General features: G+C 37.6%; 13 protein-coding genes. All 13 read left to right on the forward strand.

The window, feature by feature from the left end:
* Positions 1-3: 3 nt before the first annotated feature.
* The 13 genes from QME58_00880 to QME58_00940 are packed head-to-tail and all read left to right on the forward strand — an operon-like array spanning position 4 to position 14,625.
* Complete coding sequence (locus QME58_00880) at positions 4-414, forward strand: FtsL-like putative cell division protein (protein ID MDI6802384.1); 411 nt, start codon at positions 4-6, stop codon at positions 412-414.
* Complete coding sequence (locus QME58_00885; protein ID MDI6802385.1) at positions 411-2,579, forward strand: penicillin-binding transpeptidase domain-containing protein; 2,169 nt, start codon at positions 411-413, stop codon at positions 2,577-2,579. The genes QME58_00880 and QME58_00885 overlap by 4 nt, the downstream gene beginning before the upstream one ends.
* Positions 2,576-3,295, forward strand: a complete 720-nt coding sequence (locus tag QME58_00890; GenBank protein MDI6802386.1) for a hypothetical protein — start codon at positions 2,576-2,578, stop codon at positions 3,293-3,295. Before QME58_00885 ends, QME58_00890 begins: the two co-directional genes overlap by 4 nt.
* A gap of 3 nt (positions 3,296-3,298) precedes the next feature.
* Positions 3,299-4,813, forward strand: coding sequence for a UDP-N-acetylmuramoyl-L-alanyl-D-glutamate--2,6-diaminopimelate ligase (locus tag QME58_00895; protein MDI6802387.1), 1,515 nt, complete (start codon positions 3,299-3,301; stop codon positions 4,811-4,813).
* A 6-nt stretch (positions 4,814-4,819) separates the two neighbouring features.
* Positions 4,820-6,256 (forward strand): UDP-N-acetylmuramoyl-tripeptide--D-alanyl-D-alanine ligase, encoded by a 1,437-nt coding sequence (murF, locus tag QME58_00900; GenBank protein MDI6802388.1) that lies wholly within the window; start codon positions 4,820-4,822, stop codon positions 6,254-6,256.
* 3 nt (positions 6,257-6,259) lie between these two features.
* The gene (gene mraY / locus QME58_00905; protein ID MDI6802389.1) at positions 6,260-7,384 is read left to right on the forward strand and encodes a phospho-N-acetylmuramoyl-pentapeptide-transferase; all 1,125 of its coding nucleotides are present in this window, start codon (positions 6,260-6,262) and stop codon (positions 7,382-7,384) included.
* Positions 7,381-8,745, forward strand: coding sequence for a UDP-N-acetylmuramoyl-L-alanine--D-glutamate ligase (gene murD, locus QME58_00910; protein ID MDI6802390.1), 1,365 nt, complete (start codon positions 7,381-7,383; stop codon positions 8,743-8,745). Before mraY ends, murD begins: the two co-directional genes overlap by 4 nt.
* Positions 8,742-9,932, forward strand: coding sequence for a putative peptidoglycan glycosyltransferase FtsW (locus QME58_00915; protein ID MDI6802391.1), 1,191 nt, complete (start codon positions 8,742-8,744; stop codon positions 9,930-9,932). Before murD ends, QME58_00915 begins: the two co-directional genes overlap by 4 nt.
* Positions 9,925-11,052, forward strand: a complete 1,128-nt coding sequence (gene murG, locus QME58_00920) for an undecaprenyldiphospho-muramoylpentapeptide beta-N-acetylglucosaminyltransferase (GenBank protein MDI6802392.1) — start codon at positions 9,925-9,927, stop codon at positions 11,050-11,052. The genes QME58_00915 and murG overlap by 8 nt, the downstream gene beginning before the upstream one ends.
* A 1-nt stretch (position 11,053) precedes the next feature.
* Positions 11,054-11,548 (forward strand): hypothetical protein, encoded by a 495-nt coding sequence (locus tag QME58_00925; GenBank protein MDI6802393.1) that lies wholly within the window; start codon positions 11,054-11,056, stop codon positions 11,546-11,548.
* Positions 11,549-11,552: 4 nt separating this feature from the next.
* A complete protein-coding gene (gene murC, locus QME58_00930) occupies positions 11,553-12,938 on the forward strand; it encodes a UDP-N-acetylmuramate--L-alanine ligase (protein MDI6802394.1) in 1,386 nt (461 codons plus the stop codon).
* A 4-nt stretch (positions 12,939-12,942) separates the two neighbouring features.
* Positions 12,943-13,857, forward strand: coding sequence for a UDP-N-acetylmuramate dehydrogenase (gene murB / locus QME58_00935; GenBank protein ID MDI6802395.1), 915 nt, complete (start codon positions 12,943-12,945; stop codon positions 13,855-13,857).
* Positions 13,858-14,625, forward strand: coding sequence for an FtsQ-type POTRA domain-containing protein (locus tag QME58_00940; GenBank protein MDI6802396.1), 768 nt, complete (start codon positions 13,858-13,860; stop codon positions 14,623-14,625). It abuts the gene before it with no gap.
* The last annotated feature ends 7 nt before the right edge of the window (positions 14,626-14,632 follow it).

The raw sequence follows: 14,632 nt of genomic DNA on the forward strand, positions 1-14,632 counted from the left end.
AATATGTCTCCAAGAAACGAAGATAAATTAAATAATATGACTCCTGATCCACGTTTCGTTTATAATGGATCAAAAAAAACAGAAGGATTTTTGCCTTCGGAAGTTATGTTGCGAAAAAACAAGTCTGTATCAAATCAAAGACCATCGCTCATAAAAATGGGGCTTATTATTATTTTTTGTACTTCTCTCGGTTTGCTTGTAATAAATAATATTTTAACAATAAATTCATTAGTGAAAGAAATCGATTCTTTATCAAAAAAATATAAAACAATAAAAAGCACAAACGAATTCTTAATTGCTGAGATTAATAAAAAATCAACATACGAAAGGATTGTTCCCTTAGCTCAACGGGAATTGGGGATGTTCATCCAAAAAACTCCCTCCGAATGGTTTGAACTTTCCAATAATAAATGATATCGACTCAAAAACATATTGCTTCTCAAAAATTTTTAAGGATTAAACAACGTCGTTCAAAATTAATATTGCTTGCCTGCCTGGTCGTATTTATTATTATATCAAGTCGATTGATTCAAATTCAGGTAGTGCGGTCCACCGACTTACAATTAGAAGCACAATCGCAATACAAGCAGCCGGCAACAATCCCTGCTAAGAGAGGAAATATCTACGATTGTAACGGAAATATTTTAGCATCATCGGCTATGGCAATTAAAGTTGCAGCCGATTGTTCCTTAATGGATAATGAATCGAAAAATGCGATAGCTAAAAAATTATCTAAATTAACAAACATCAATCCGCGGGTTTATTTAAAAAAATTTCATTCTAATAAACGATATGTCTGTTTAGAATCTGAAATTCGTCCGAGTTATAAAAGTTTTTTACAAGAGGACAAACCTCACGGTGTGTTAATTGAGGAAGTGCCAAAACGTTTCTATCACTATGGAAATTTGGCAGCACAGGTTCTAGGCGGAATGCACTACGATAACTATGGAAAAGGGGGAATCGAAAGTTATTTCAATTCACAATTGCAAGGGAAGGATGGCTCGATAATAAAATATCGTGATGGTTCACGACGAATTCAACCAGTGCTGGATTTTCCAAAGATCGATCCTCAAAACGGTAACAGTATTTATTTAACTATCGATTTCGCATATCAGTCTATAGTTGAAGAAGAATTACAAAAGGGTGTGGAGAAATTTCAAGCTGACGGTGCAATTGTAATAATGCTGAAACCATCGACCGGAGAAGTATTAGCTGTTGCCCAATATCCAAGTTTTGATCCATCGCACTCGTCACAAGCTGATTTAGCCAATCAACGAATTAAAGCTCTTACTGATACTTACGAACCCGGTTCGATGTTTAAAATTGTTGCTGCGGCTGCCGCCTTAGAATTAGATCTGGTGAAGCTAGAACAAAAATTTAATGCCGAAAATGGTAGATATCTTTATCCGGTCGGTAAGAAAGGTATTCTCATAACAGATACACATCCTTATAGTATTTTAACTTTTAAAGAGGCCATGGAAGTTTCAAGCAATATAGTCTTTGCAAAGATTAATAAAATTGTTGGCTCGGATGCTTTCTACTCACAGGCGCGTGATTTGGGATTTGGGAACTTCACAAATATCGAACTGCCGGGTGAAGCAAAAGGCCTCCTCAAAAAACCAAACCAATGGTCGGGAACTACCCTGCAAGCGATGTCTCGCGGATATGAAGTTGGCGCAACTCCGATTCAGATTGCTGCGGCGTATGCAGCACTCGCAAATAAAGGGGTTTTGATGAAGCCATATATTCTGAAACAAATTCAAAATGAAAGGGGCGATTCAGTAGCCTCAACACAACCAACAATCATTCGTCGTGTATTCAGCGAAAAAACTGCATCCCAACTTTTAGAGATATTCACATCTGTTGTTGAAGGTGAACGCGGAACGGCAAAATCAGCAATTATAAACGGACTGCGAATAGCCGGAAAAACAGGAACTGCACGCAAAATAGTTGACGGAAAATATTCACAAAAAAACCATCTCGCTTCATTCGTGGGTTTCTTTCCAATTGAAGATCCTCAAGTAGTTTGTTTAGTAATGCTTGACAATCCAAAAACCGGCGGCTATACTGGTGGAGTTACAAGTGCAAACATCTTCAAAGCTATTGCTGAACGAATCAGCATTACGAAAAGCTCATTCAATCGGAATAGTGAAACAAATGAAAATAAATTATATGAAGCAAGCGATTTTCCATTAGTTCCGGATGTTTGCGGTATGCAACCCAAAAATGCCGTGCGTTTGTTGGAGAAATTTGGTTTATCTGCTTCAAAAATTGGAAACGGAATTTCAGTTTTAGACCAAGACCCGAAACCCGGAACTTTAGTAGCAAAGGGGGCTGAAGTAAAATTGATGTTTGCCAAAACAAATCATGCGGACGAAAATAGTTTTTATATAGTACCGAATGTAGTTGGGCTTCCATTAAGGCGGGCGGTGAACAGGCTTTCGTTGGAAGGCTTTGAATCGACTGCTCTTGGTAACGGTATTGTAGTCAGTCAATCGCCCGAAGCGGGAAAATCAGCTTCGCTTAATGCGAATGTGTCTCTAATTTGTGAAGATAAAAAAGTGGCGAGTAAATTATGATGTTTAGAATATTCTTGTGCTTAACGATTTCAGTAGCAATTCAAAGTTTGATTTTCTCGCAATCAAAAAAAATAAAATCCGAAACTCAAACCAGCCATACCCAAGGAGCAAACGGTATTTTAGTACCCGATAGGTCGGTGGTTGTAAAACATTATGATGAAAAAGGTAAAATTGTTTCAGAATCAAATCAGAGGTTTTGGGAGGAAATTCAAAAAGAAATCACTTACGACACAAAATATTTTTATAACAGCGAAGAGCTTTTAGATTCTTCAATATTATTCGAAGGCGAAAATGTTGTTTTAAAGTTGGTGTATGAATTTGATACGACAGGGACTGTTATTGGGGCTGTGGAAATTCTTCCCGACGGAAAATCTTCATTCAGAACTAAATATTTCTACAACGATAAAAAATTGAAAGTCAGAGAAATCATATCAAATCCGGAAGGTGTAACTTACACAGAAAAGGAATATTCTTACAATAACAAAGGAAAACTTATTGAAGAAAAAGGAAAAGACAGGGGAACGCCTCGCTATAAGTGGCTTTTTAAATATGACATGAAAAATATTTTGGTCGAACGTAAAATGTTCGACGGCAACGGAAATTTAATCAGAACAAATAAATATGAAAATAATAACGATGGTAAACCTGTTAAAGAAACCGAAAGTTCACCCGGAAGCCCGTTAAGAATTATAAAGTACAAATACATTTATTATTAAAATATGCAGTTAGCGAATTTACTAAATAGTGTAACGGTTATTAAAATTTTCCAGACTCAGTTTGGGAAAATGGCAGTTACGCACGATGTAGTAATCAACAAAGTTGAATACGACTCGCGCGAAATCAGCCGGGGCGATATGTTTGTTGCACTTCGCGGAAAAAATTCCGACGGACATAAATTTATTCAGGACGCCATTGCCAACGGAGCAAAAGTAGTAGTAGTTGAAGACGACAATGCTTTGCCCGATTCGTTTTTTATGCACACAGGTGTGGTAAAAATCGTCGTCGGGAACAGTCGTAAAGCACTTGCAATTCTTTCTGCAAATTACTGTAAACATCCTGCTGATAAATTAAAAATAATTGGAGTAACAGGAACCAACGGAAAAACAACTGCAACACATATAATCAAATCATTATTTGAAGAAAAACAAAATAATAAAATCGGATTGATAGGAACAATAGAAAATAAAATCGGCGACAAAGTAATTCCTTCGACGCTGACAACACCTGAATCGTTGGAGCTGCAAAAGATGTTTTTAAAAATGAATGAAGCCGGTTGCTCTACTGTAGTGATGGAAGTTTCCTCGCACGCCCTGCATCAAAACAGAGTCTTTGGGATAAATTTTGCTGCCGGTGTTTTTACAAATTTGACTCAGGATCATCTAGATTATCATGGGAGTATGGAAGAATACTTCAAAGCAAAGAAAATATTATTCGACAATTTGGATGGAAATGCTGTCGCTATTACAAATTACGATGATGAATACGGACTGAAAATCGTAGAGTCAAGCAGGGCTAAGCTAATAACATACGGTACGGATAAGCAAGCTGAGGTCTTCGCAGAAAATATACAACTTTTACCGACATCCACAACATTCACCGTAAACTATCAAGGAGACAAATTCGATATTGAATCGCCCCTTGTTGGAAAATTTAATGTGTATAATATTCTTGCAGCTATTTCAACGGCGTTAGCATTTGATATCAAGATATCATCGATACAGCATTCTCTTGCAACTATTCCACCTGTACGCGGAAGATTTGAAAATATAGTTTCACCAAAAGGATGGCGGGCTATCATCGATTACGCGCACACTCCCGATGCGCTTATGAAATGCTTGCTCGCCATTCGAGATTTGCTGTCGAATCAAAAAACACCGAACGGAAAAATTATTACTGTTTTCGGTGCTGGCGGCGACAGAGATAAAACTAAACGACCAATTATGGGAAAAATTGCAAGCGAATTAAGCGACGTTGTAATTCTTACTTCCGATAATCCGAGAAGCGAAGACCCTTACAAAATAATTGCTGATATCGCTGAAGGTATTAAAAATAATTCCGGATTTTTCCAAGAGGTTGACCGGCAACGTGCTATTGAAAAAGCTGTTGAATTGGTATCTAAGGGCGATATTATTTTAATCGCCGGCAAAGGACACGAAAATTATCAGATTATCGGAAATAAAAAAAATCATTTTAACGACAGAGAAGTGGTAGAAGAAATTATTCGGCAAATGTAAATTCAGATGCAGCTTACTTTAAACGACATATTATCAATTAATATTTATCAAATTTATAACAATAACAATTTGGGTAACGAACGCTTTAAGGGTGTTTCTATAGATTCGCGCACTACCAAATCAGCTGACCTGTTTTTTGCCATTCGGGGCGATAATAATGACGGTCATAATTTCCTAGAGGACGCAATATCAAACGGTGCCACAGTAGTTGTTGTCGATAAGAAGTTTTTCTCTAAAGCAATCAATTTTAAAACGAATAATAAATTCAATAAACTTTTTGGTGTTACAATCATCGTAGTCGAAAATACATCTGCAGCATTTGGTGAATTAGCTACCGTGTTTCGAAAGAAATTTCAAATTCCAATACTTGCAGTAGCAGGAAGCAACGGTAAAACAACAACGAAAGATATGATAGGCAAAGTCTTGTCAGCGAAGTACGATACGTTGGTTACGGAAGGAAATTTGAACAACCATATCGGGGTTCCATTAACATTGTTTGGCTTGAAACGCAAACACCAGGCGGCAGTAATTGAAATCGGAACCAATCACTTCGGTGAAATCGAATATCTCTGTAAAATTTTGCAACCGACACACGGGTTGATAACAAATATCGGTAACGAGCACCTGGAATTTTTTAAAGATATAAATGGTGTTGCAAAAGAAGAGGGTGAACTTTTCAAGCATTTAACAACCCGCAATAAAGCAGTAGCTTTTGTGAATGCTGATGATAAAAGAATATTAAAATTAAGCCGGACTTTGGCTCATTCTATTGCTTTCGGTTCAAATAAAAATAGCTTGGATATTATCTGCACTAATCAAACAATAAATGCAAGCGGCAATTATTCAATAGAAGTTTTAATTAAAAAATCGAAAAAAAACTTCAAAGTAAATCTTCCAATTCCGGGCAAACATAATATCCAAAATGCACTTGCGGCTTTTACAGTAGGAATTCATTTCAAAGTACCAACTGCAAAAATTGTGAAAGCTCTCGAAAAGGTTAACCCATCCAGCAAACGGATGGAAACTGTTTCAGTGAAAAAAATAAAAATCATCAACGATACTTATAATGCAAATTTAGACTCGATGTTGGCGGCAATCGAAGTTTTGAAGCAAATGAAATCGCAAGGTAAGAAAATTATTGTTCTTGGAGATATGCTCGAACTTGGCAAATCATCAAAACAACATCATACATTAATTGGCGAAGCGATAAATAAATATTTTAAAAAGCCGACTGAAACGCCATATCTTTTTACATTTGGAAAAATGTCGCAGCATATAAATAAAGCAGCAAAATTAAACAATAAAAATCATTACACTGATAAAAAAACATTGACCGAAGATTTGTTAAATATTATTACATCCGGCGATGTAGTGCTTGTAAAAGGTTCCCGCGGAATGCGAATGGAAGATGTTGTAAATTCACTAACCGAAAGGCTGAGGTAAAAATTGCTTTATTACCTTTTTGAATTTTTATATCGTGAGTTTTCGATTCCCGGTTTCGGAGTTTTCAAATACCTCACATTCCGTGCAGGAGCAGCGGCAATTACTGCCCTGATTGTGGCTTTTTGGCTCGGTCCGAAAATCATAAAAATTCTGAAGGCAAAACAAATCGGTGAATCAGCAAAATTAGATGCACCCAAAACACACTTGAAAAAAGCCGGCACACCCACGATGGGCGGCTTAATAGTTCTTGGCTCAATTCTAATTCCGACACTTTTGTGGGGGAATCTCACAAACGGCTACATCGTCTTGATTGTCTTCGTAACTGCAGGTTTAGGTGCGGTCGGATTTTTGGATGACTATCTCAAAGTTGTTAAAAAGAAACCTAAAGGATTGATCGAAGAGTATAAATTGATTGGTCAGATTTTAATAGGTTTAATTGTTGGAAGTGTTATCTACTTTTTTCCCCAATGGATTGATGCGACGTTGGTAAAATATAATACGAGTACCACGGTTCCGTTCTTCAAACATTTAGAATTCGATTTAGGATATTTTTACATCCCGATGGTAGTGTTTATTATTACTGCCACAAGCAATGCAGTAAATTTAACAGACGGTTTGGACGGGCTGGCAATCGGAACAGTAGGTATAGTTGCGTTGGCATTAGCAGTTATCAGCTATATCAGCGGTAATGCAATATGGAGTGAGTATTTGACAATTCCATTTTTAAAAGGTAATGGTGAACTGAGTATCTTTTGCGCGGCGATGGTGGGAGCTGCTCTGGGATTTCTCTGGTTCAACTCGCACCCGGCGCAGGTGTTTCTTGGTGATACAGGATCGCTTGCGCTTGGCGGTGCAATCGGTGCTTTAACGGTTCTGATTAAAAAAGAATTACTTCTTCCTACACTTGGAGGAATATTCTTGATTGAAACTATGTCGGTTATTATTCAACGACTCTATTTCAAATATACCCGAAAACGATATGGTGAAGGCAGGCGCGTTTTTAAAATGGCTCCCCTGCATCACCACTTCGAAATGATCGGATGGGAAGAACCAAAAATAGTAACAAGGTTTTATATCATAACGATACTGTTTGTAATTTTAAGCTTGGCTACTTTTAAAGTTAGATGAAAGATTTCGACAACATAAAAGTTACTGTAATCGGTGCGGCTCGCAGCGGTATTGCTGCTGCTCAGTTATTCAAATCGCACGGCGCTTCAGTTTTTGTGAGTGAACAAAACAGTACCAATCAAGTTATAACCGCACTTGAATCATTACAGTCGTCCGGTATCGGTATCGAGTATGGCGGGCACACAGACCGTGTGTTCGATTGTGCGTTTATGATTATTAGTCCTGGTGTTCCGTCGAATTCTCCGGTTGTCATAGAAGCTCAGCGACGAAGAATTAAAGTAGTAAGCGAAATCGAAGCAGCTTCATGGTTTTGCCTGGCTCCGATTGTTGCTGTAACCGGTTCGAACGGCAAAACTACTACAACCACGTTGATTGGTGAAATATTCAAAGAAGCTAAACTCGATAATGAAGTTGCCGGAAATATTGGAACAGCCTTTTCGGGTGTTGTAAATTCTCTAACATTAAATTCAACAGCAATTTTAGAAGTCAGCAGCTTTCAACTCGATCATGTCGAAATGTTCCACCCTAAGGTATCGGTACTGCTGAACATTACTCCCGATCATTTGGATCGTTATGATAATTCGATGGATAAATATTCAGCTTCAAAAGCAAGAATATTTAGTAACCAAACGAACGATGATGTTTTAATTTATAATATCGATGATGAAATTGTAAAGAACATTGTGAAGTCGGCAATATGTAAATTGTTGCCTTTCAGCATCAAGCAAATGTTGATTGAAGGTGGTTACTTAGTTACAAATGAAAACGGTAAACAACGTTTGGTTATTAGAATTAATGATGAAGAATTACCTTTAGTCGAAATCCAGGAAATGAATATCAAAGGTTTGCATAATATTTATAACTCCTTGGCTGCTGCATTAGCTGCAAATGTTATGGGTATCCAAGCCAAAACGATTTCTCAAGCATTAAAACAGTTTAAAGGTGTTGAACACAGATTAGAATTTGTTCGCGTATTAAATGGTGTAAAGTATATAAACGACTCGAAAGCTACTAATGTAGATTCTGTATGGTATGCACTCAATGCTGTAAGCGAACCGATTATTTTGTTGCTTGGTGGACGCGATAAAGGAAACGATTACAGTAAACTCACAGAACTGATACAGGAAAAAGTAAAAGCAATTGTTGCAATCGGGGAATCGGCTGAGAAAGTGTATGATGAATTATCAAGGTACAAAACAGTACAGATTGTAACTTCAATGGCTGAAGCAGTGAAAGCGGCGGCGAAGTTTGCGGTTACCGGTGATGTTGTTCTGCTTTCACCGGCTTGTGCATCTTTCGATTGGTTCGATAATTATGAACATCGCGGTAAAGTGTTTAAAGAATTAGTAAATAAACTATGAAGAGTTCGAAAAAATATAACTATGCCGATCTCCCAACGCTTATATGTGTATTGGTATTATTGGCATTCGGCGTTCTTTTAGTTTATACCGCTTCCTCAACGTGGGCTGCTAAAAAATTTGAAGATAGTGAATACTTATTAAACTCACATGTGTGGAAAGTTTTCGGAGCTGTAGTTTTAATTTTTTTAGGAATGAATTTAGATTATAAACGATATCAAAAATATACAAAGCTGGCGATGTTTGCTGTATTAGGTTTATTAGTAGCAACATTGATTTTAAAAGGAGAAGTGAAGGGAACATACCGTTTTATGGATTTTGGTCTTGGAGCTTTCCAACCTTCCGAAATTGCGAAATTTGTTCTTGTTTTTCACCTGTCAGCTTTGATTGCAATAAAGGGGGAGAAGCTTCTTAATTTCAAGGACGGATATTTTTCTCTCCTGGTTTGGATTGTTGTGATCACAATTCTCGTGATGATACAGCCAAATTTTAGTATGGGTTCGATGATTTTACTCACCGGTTTTATAATCATGTATTTGAGCGGAGTAAGATTTAAGCATTTGATATTAACTATTGTTCCGATAATACCAATTGTAATAATATATTTATTTTTAGCCGAATATCGGTCGAATCGCATAGGATTATACTTAAACAATTTTTCATCTTCAATCAAAATAGATATCGAATCAATCAAAGCTGCTGGTAAAGCGTTAGGACAATTATGGCAGGGAATTCTTGCGTTCGGTAACGGCGGACTTATAGGTGTTGGATTAGGAAACAGCCGTCAGCGCGACTTGTTTGTGCCTGAGGCACATGGTGATTTTATTTTTTCTATTGTTGGCGAAGAGTACGGTTTAATAGGTACAGTTCTTTTCATGATTTTATTTTTGGTGATTTTTTTAAGAGGATTCAAAATTGCTAAATATACCGAAGATGCATTTGGAAAATATCTTGCTCTCAGCATCACTGTTCTAATAACATCGTATGCATTTGTTAATGCCGGTGTAACTTTAGGCATATTACCTGTAACAGGTTTGCCAATGCCATTTGTAAGTTATGGCGGAACCTCGATTATGGTCTCTGCTTATGCAATAGGAGTTTTACTGAATATTTCTAAACAAACTGATATGCATCCTAAGTTAATGCGTATCCCGGTTGTCGGAACCGTAAATGCAGAAGGAAATGCGTAAGTTGAAAGTTCAAAATCATATACGAAAATATTTATTTGCCGGTGGCGGAACAGGTGGTCACCTTTTCCCCGCTCTGGCAATCGCAGATGAACTAAAGAAACTGGATACCAATGCAGAATTCCTTTTTGTAGGAACAAAAAATAAAATCGAAGCTCGTATCGTTCCGCAACGAGGTTATCGTTTTGAAACGATATGGATCAGCGGCTTCCAACGTAGTTTACAATTACAAAATTTATTATTTCCATTTAAAGTAATTATTTCATTGTTGCAATCTTTTAACATAATCAATCAATATAAGCCATCGATCGTAATCGGTACCGGTGGTTATGTGTCCGGACCAATTTTATTAGCCGCTTCGATTGCAGGAATCAAAACAATTCTTCATGAATCGAACAGTTACCCCGGCGCCGTTACACGATTCTTATCGAAGAGAATGACGAAAGTTTTCATAACATTTGATGCTACAAAAAAGTGGTTGAAACTTTCAAACAACATCGAAATGACGGGAAATCCGACACGTAACGAATTAGGAACAATCTCGAAATCCGATGGGGTGAAGTATTTCGGTTTATTCGATTCCAGAAAAACTCTGCTCGTATTTGGCGGTAGTTTGGGTGCGGCATCCATTAACACTGCACTAATGAATATGATAAAAACTATTCTAAATTCTAATATTCAGATAATCTGGCAAACAGGTGAGAGCGATTTCGAAAGAGTTAAATCCAAATTAAACGAGTTGGAAATCAACAGCAGTGATGGAATTTGGATCGGAAAGTTTATCGATAAAATGGAGTATGCTTACGCATCGGCTGATGTTGTTTTGAGTCGTGCAGGTGCCACAACTTTGGCAGAAATTACACGGCTTGGTAAAGCGGTTATTTTAATTCCGTATCCGCATGCTGTGGCTGATCATCAAACGATTAATGCACGAACTCTTGAAGAAGCCGGCGCTGCTTTGATGATACAGGATTCAGAACTGATGAATGAAGCTGAAAAATTAATTCTCTCACTCATGAATAACGATCACTTACGGGCTGAAATGAATAAAAAATGTTTAGGATTAGGAAAACCTGATGCGGGAAAAATTATCGCATCTAAAATTATAAAAATGGTGAACTGATATGGAAAAAGCATTCAAATACAAACTCGATTTCTACTACCAGCAAGCTTTAATTTATTTAATAACTCTGATATTATATGTTGGCTTGAAGGGTAGCTTTATAGAAGATTCTTTTTCACTCGTTTTCAAAGACCCTATTATTTATATAATACTATTTTTTGTTTTAGGATCGTTCATAATATTACTGTTGAATGTTATCCGTAAACGCAGGTTGATTATTGGTGAGGATAAAATAATTTTTTCTCACAAATTTCACCAGCACGAAGTGAACTTGTCCGATATTGAATGGATATACATCGGACGTGAGAGGTCGGTAAAGACTGCCGGTAGGTCGCAGGTAATCGTGTTTAAGCTCAAAGGTCGTTTGCGCTTGTATCGCATTCGACTTGGAAGATACGAACATCAAAGAGAACTGCTTCAATTATTAAATGAACGAGTAAAACAAATTCCGCATAAAAAACATTGGCGGGATACTATAAAACCTTATTATAGATAAGAATATGTTTTCATCAATTAAAAAAATTCATTTTGTGGGAATTGGCGGTATCGGAATGAGCGGTATTGCTGAAATCCTGCTCGACCAAAATTTCATAGTCAGCGGCTCCGATAAGTCGCTGAGCGAAATTACCGAAAGGTTAGCAGAACTTGGCGCGGAAATTTTCGAAAATCATTCCGCCTCAAATATCAAAGATGATGTAGATGCACTAGTTTATTCTTCTGCGGTGCCTCTCGATAATCCTGAAGTCGTTGAAGCAAAGCGGAGAAAAATTCCGGTCATCCGCCGTTCTGAAATGCTTGCAGAGGTAATGCGCCTGAAATACGGAATCGGTATCGCCGGAACTCACGGTAAAACCACTACAACTTCGATGGTCAGTTTGGTTCTGTTAGAGGGCGGCTTAGACCCGACTGTAATTGTGGGTGGCAGGCTTGACGGATTTGGTGGTTCGAATGCGCGGCTCGGCAAAGGTGATTTCATCGTAGTAGAAGCTGACGAATTCGACCGCTCGTTTCTCTCGATAACTCCAACAATTGCTGTCCTCACTACACTCGAGACCGACCATCTCGATTGTTACCGCGACCTTGAGGATATAAAAAGTGCCTTTGTTCAGTTTGTAAACAAAGTTCCTTTTTACGGTTTCGTTGTTTTGTGTTTAGATGAACCTGCTTTACAAGAAATTATGTCGCAATTATCCAAAAAGAAAATTATTACTTACGGGCTGAATCCGCAAGCCGATATACAAGCGGTTGATATAAAATTCCAAAAAGATAAATCTGAATTTACATTGTTGAAAGATCGGACCGAACTCGGGCGAGTAACGTTGAAAAGCCCCGGTGTTCACAATGTTCAAAACGCATTGGCAGCAATTAGTGTAGGAATTGAACTTGGAATTCCTTTCGAAAAAATAAAATCAGGTATTGAAAAATTTACAGGTGTTTACCGCAGGTGGGAAAAGAAAGGCGAAATAAACGGCATCAGTGTTTACGACGATTACGCACATCATCCCACAGAAAGTAAGGTAACCCTTGCGGGTGCCAAACAAGGTTGGCGGCGACGTATTGTTTGCGTGTTCCAACCTCATCTTTACTCGCGCACGCGCGATTTCTATGAAGAATTTGGCAAATCATTTTTATTATCAGATGTTTTGGTTGTTACCGATGTTTATCCGGCGCGCGAAGAACCAATTCAAGGCGTTTCGGGTGAACTTATTACGAACGCAGCCAAGCAATTCGGGCATAAAGATGTTCATTATGTTCCAAATAAAATCGATGTGCCCAACTATCTGATGAAAATTGTAAAACCGGGCGATATAGTTATTACTATGGGTGCCGGCGACATATACAAATACGGCAACGAATTTTTGAACAAATTAAAATCGGTGAATTAATTTTGTGATTTCAATTGATGAAATAAAAAACTTTTTTCAAGGCAGCATTCTTGTTAACGAGCCGATGAGTAAATACACATCTATGCGTGTTGGCGGTCCGGCTGATTTACTGATTACGCCTGCCAATAAAGAAGATGCTGTGAATTTAATTACTTATTTGCAAAAAAATATCATCGATTATATCGTAATTGGCAACGGCACGAATTTGTTAGTCAGCGACGACGGTGTTCGTAGTGTTGTAGTAAATTTTTCATCCGGACTGAATCAGATTAAGATCGAAAATAAATTAGTTAAAGCAGAAGCCGGAATTATTCTGGCGCGGTTCGTCGATTTTTGTATCCGCCAGAGCCGCGGCGGTGTCGAAAAATTAGCCGGCATACCCGGAACAATCGGCGGTGCTATACTAATGAACGCAGGTGCTTACGGTTCGCAAATATCCGATTTTATATGCGAAATCGAAATTGTTAGAGACGGAGAGTTGCAAAAAATAAAAAAAGAAGATGCGAATTTCGGTTACCGCACTTCTGGTTTTGTAAACTCAGCAATAATCGGTGCGTCGTTTGATTTGCCCGATGGAAAAATAGATGAATTGCTGAGGACGAAGACCGATTACCTGCAACGCCGTAACCAGTCGCAGCCGCTGAATTTTCCTAATTCAGGCAGCATCTTTAAAAACCCTGAAGGCAATTATGCCGCTAAATTGATTGAAGAAGCGGGTCTGAAAGGTACGCGTCTTGGTGCTGCCCAGATTTCTGAAAAGCACGGAAATTTTATTGTTAATCTTGGCGATTGTTCGGCTAACGATATTATTCAATTGATTAACATTGTACGAAAAACTGTTTACTCAAAAAATAAAATAAAGTTAATTCCTGAAATCAAACTTGTAGGTTTTAATAACGAAGTACTCGATGAATTCTAAATGACACTGAAAACCACATACTTAATCTTTTTTGTGTTGATAATAATTTTATTCTTTCTCCTGTGCGGATTTGCTAACCAATGGAAGCAAATTATTGTAGTAGAAAAAGTAGAAGTGCAGGGTATATATATTCTTCCTGAAAGAGATGTTGTAAAATTGGCTGCTATCAAATTCGGTACTCCGATTTTTGAGATTAACCTCGACAACATACGAACAGAGCTTTTGCGTAATGAATACATTGAAGAAGCAAATATCAGCAGGAGCTTTTCGGGAACACTGCATCTTGTAATTCGCGAAAGGAAGCCAATCGGTTCGTTGATGTTCAATAAAATGTGGTACGTTGATGGTGATGGTACTTTGTTGAGTAAAATTCCCGCGAGTGTGGTTCTGGACCTTCCAATAATTTCAGGAGTAAGGCTTGAACCGGAAAAAATAAAAGGGGGAACAGTAATTTCTTATACCGATGCTCAGACGGCTATTTCAATTTTAACGGAAGTAATGAAAATTGATGAAGATTTGTATTTCTTAATTTCTGAAATAGATCTTAATTACGGAAAAGACATTATAATTCATTCGGCAGATTATGGTGTGCCGATAAATATAGGACGCGGTAACTACACTCATAAGTTGAAATTGCTATCAGCTTTTTGGCAGAAGTATGTTGTTACACGCGATTCACAAAATTTAGAATCGGTAGATGTACGTTTTAAAAATCAACTTGTCGTAAAATGGAAAGAAGAACCCAAAGCAAAAGAAAGAACGATATAAAAAGGTA

The organism is Bacteroidota bacterium (assembly GCA_030017895.1).
Taxonomy (GTDB): Bacteria; Bacteroidota; Ignavibacteria; order UBA10030; family BY39; genus JASEGV01.

Bases quoted from the DNA above. Each gene is read 5' to 3' on its own strand.
- QME58_00925 (MDI6802393.1), top strand. From the start codon at position 11,054: ATGGAAAAAGCATTCAAATACAAACTCGATTTCTACTACCAGCAAGCT.
- QME58_00885 (MDI6802385.1), top strand. From the start codon at position 411: ATGATATCGACTCAAAAACATATTGCTTCTCAAAAATTTTTAAGGATT.
- QME58_00880 (MDI6802384.1), top strand. From the start codon at position 4: ATGTCTCCAAGAAACGAAGATAAATTAAATAATATGACTCCTGATCCA.
- murD (MDI6802390.1), top strand. From the start codon at position 7,381: ATGAAAGATTTCGACAACATAAAAGTTACTGTAATCGGTGCGGCTCGC.
- QME58_00895 (MDI6802387.1), top strand. From the start codon at position 3,299: ATGCAGTTAGCGAATTTACTAAATAGTGTAACGGTTATTAAAATTTTC.
- QME58_00890 (MDI6802386.1), top strand. From the start codon at position 2,576: ATGATGTTTAGAATATTCTTGTGCTTAACGATTTCAGTAGCAATTCAA.
- murG (MDI6802392.1), top strand. From the start codon at position 9,925: ATGCGTAAGTTGAAAGTTCAAAATCATATACGAAAATATTTATTTGCC.
- murC (MDI6802394.1), top strand. From the start codon at position 11,553: ATGTTTTCATCAATTAAAAAAATTCATTTTGTGGGAATTGGCGGTATC.
- QME58_00940 (MDI6802396.1), top strand. From the start codon at position 13,858: ATGACACTGAAAACCACATACTTAATCTTTTTTGTGTTGATAATAATT.
- murF (MDI6802388.1), top strand. From the start codon at position 4,820: ATGCAGCTTACTTTAAACGACATATTATCAATTAATATTTATCAAATT.
- QME58_00915 (MDI6802391.1), top strand. From the start codon at position 8,742: ATGAAGAGTTCGAAAAAATATAACTATGCCGATCTCCCAACGCTTATA.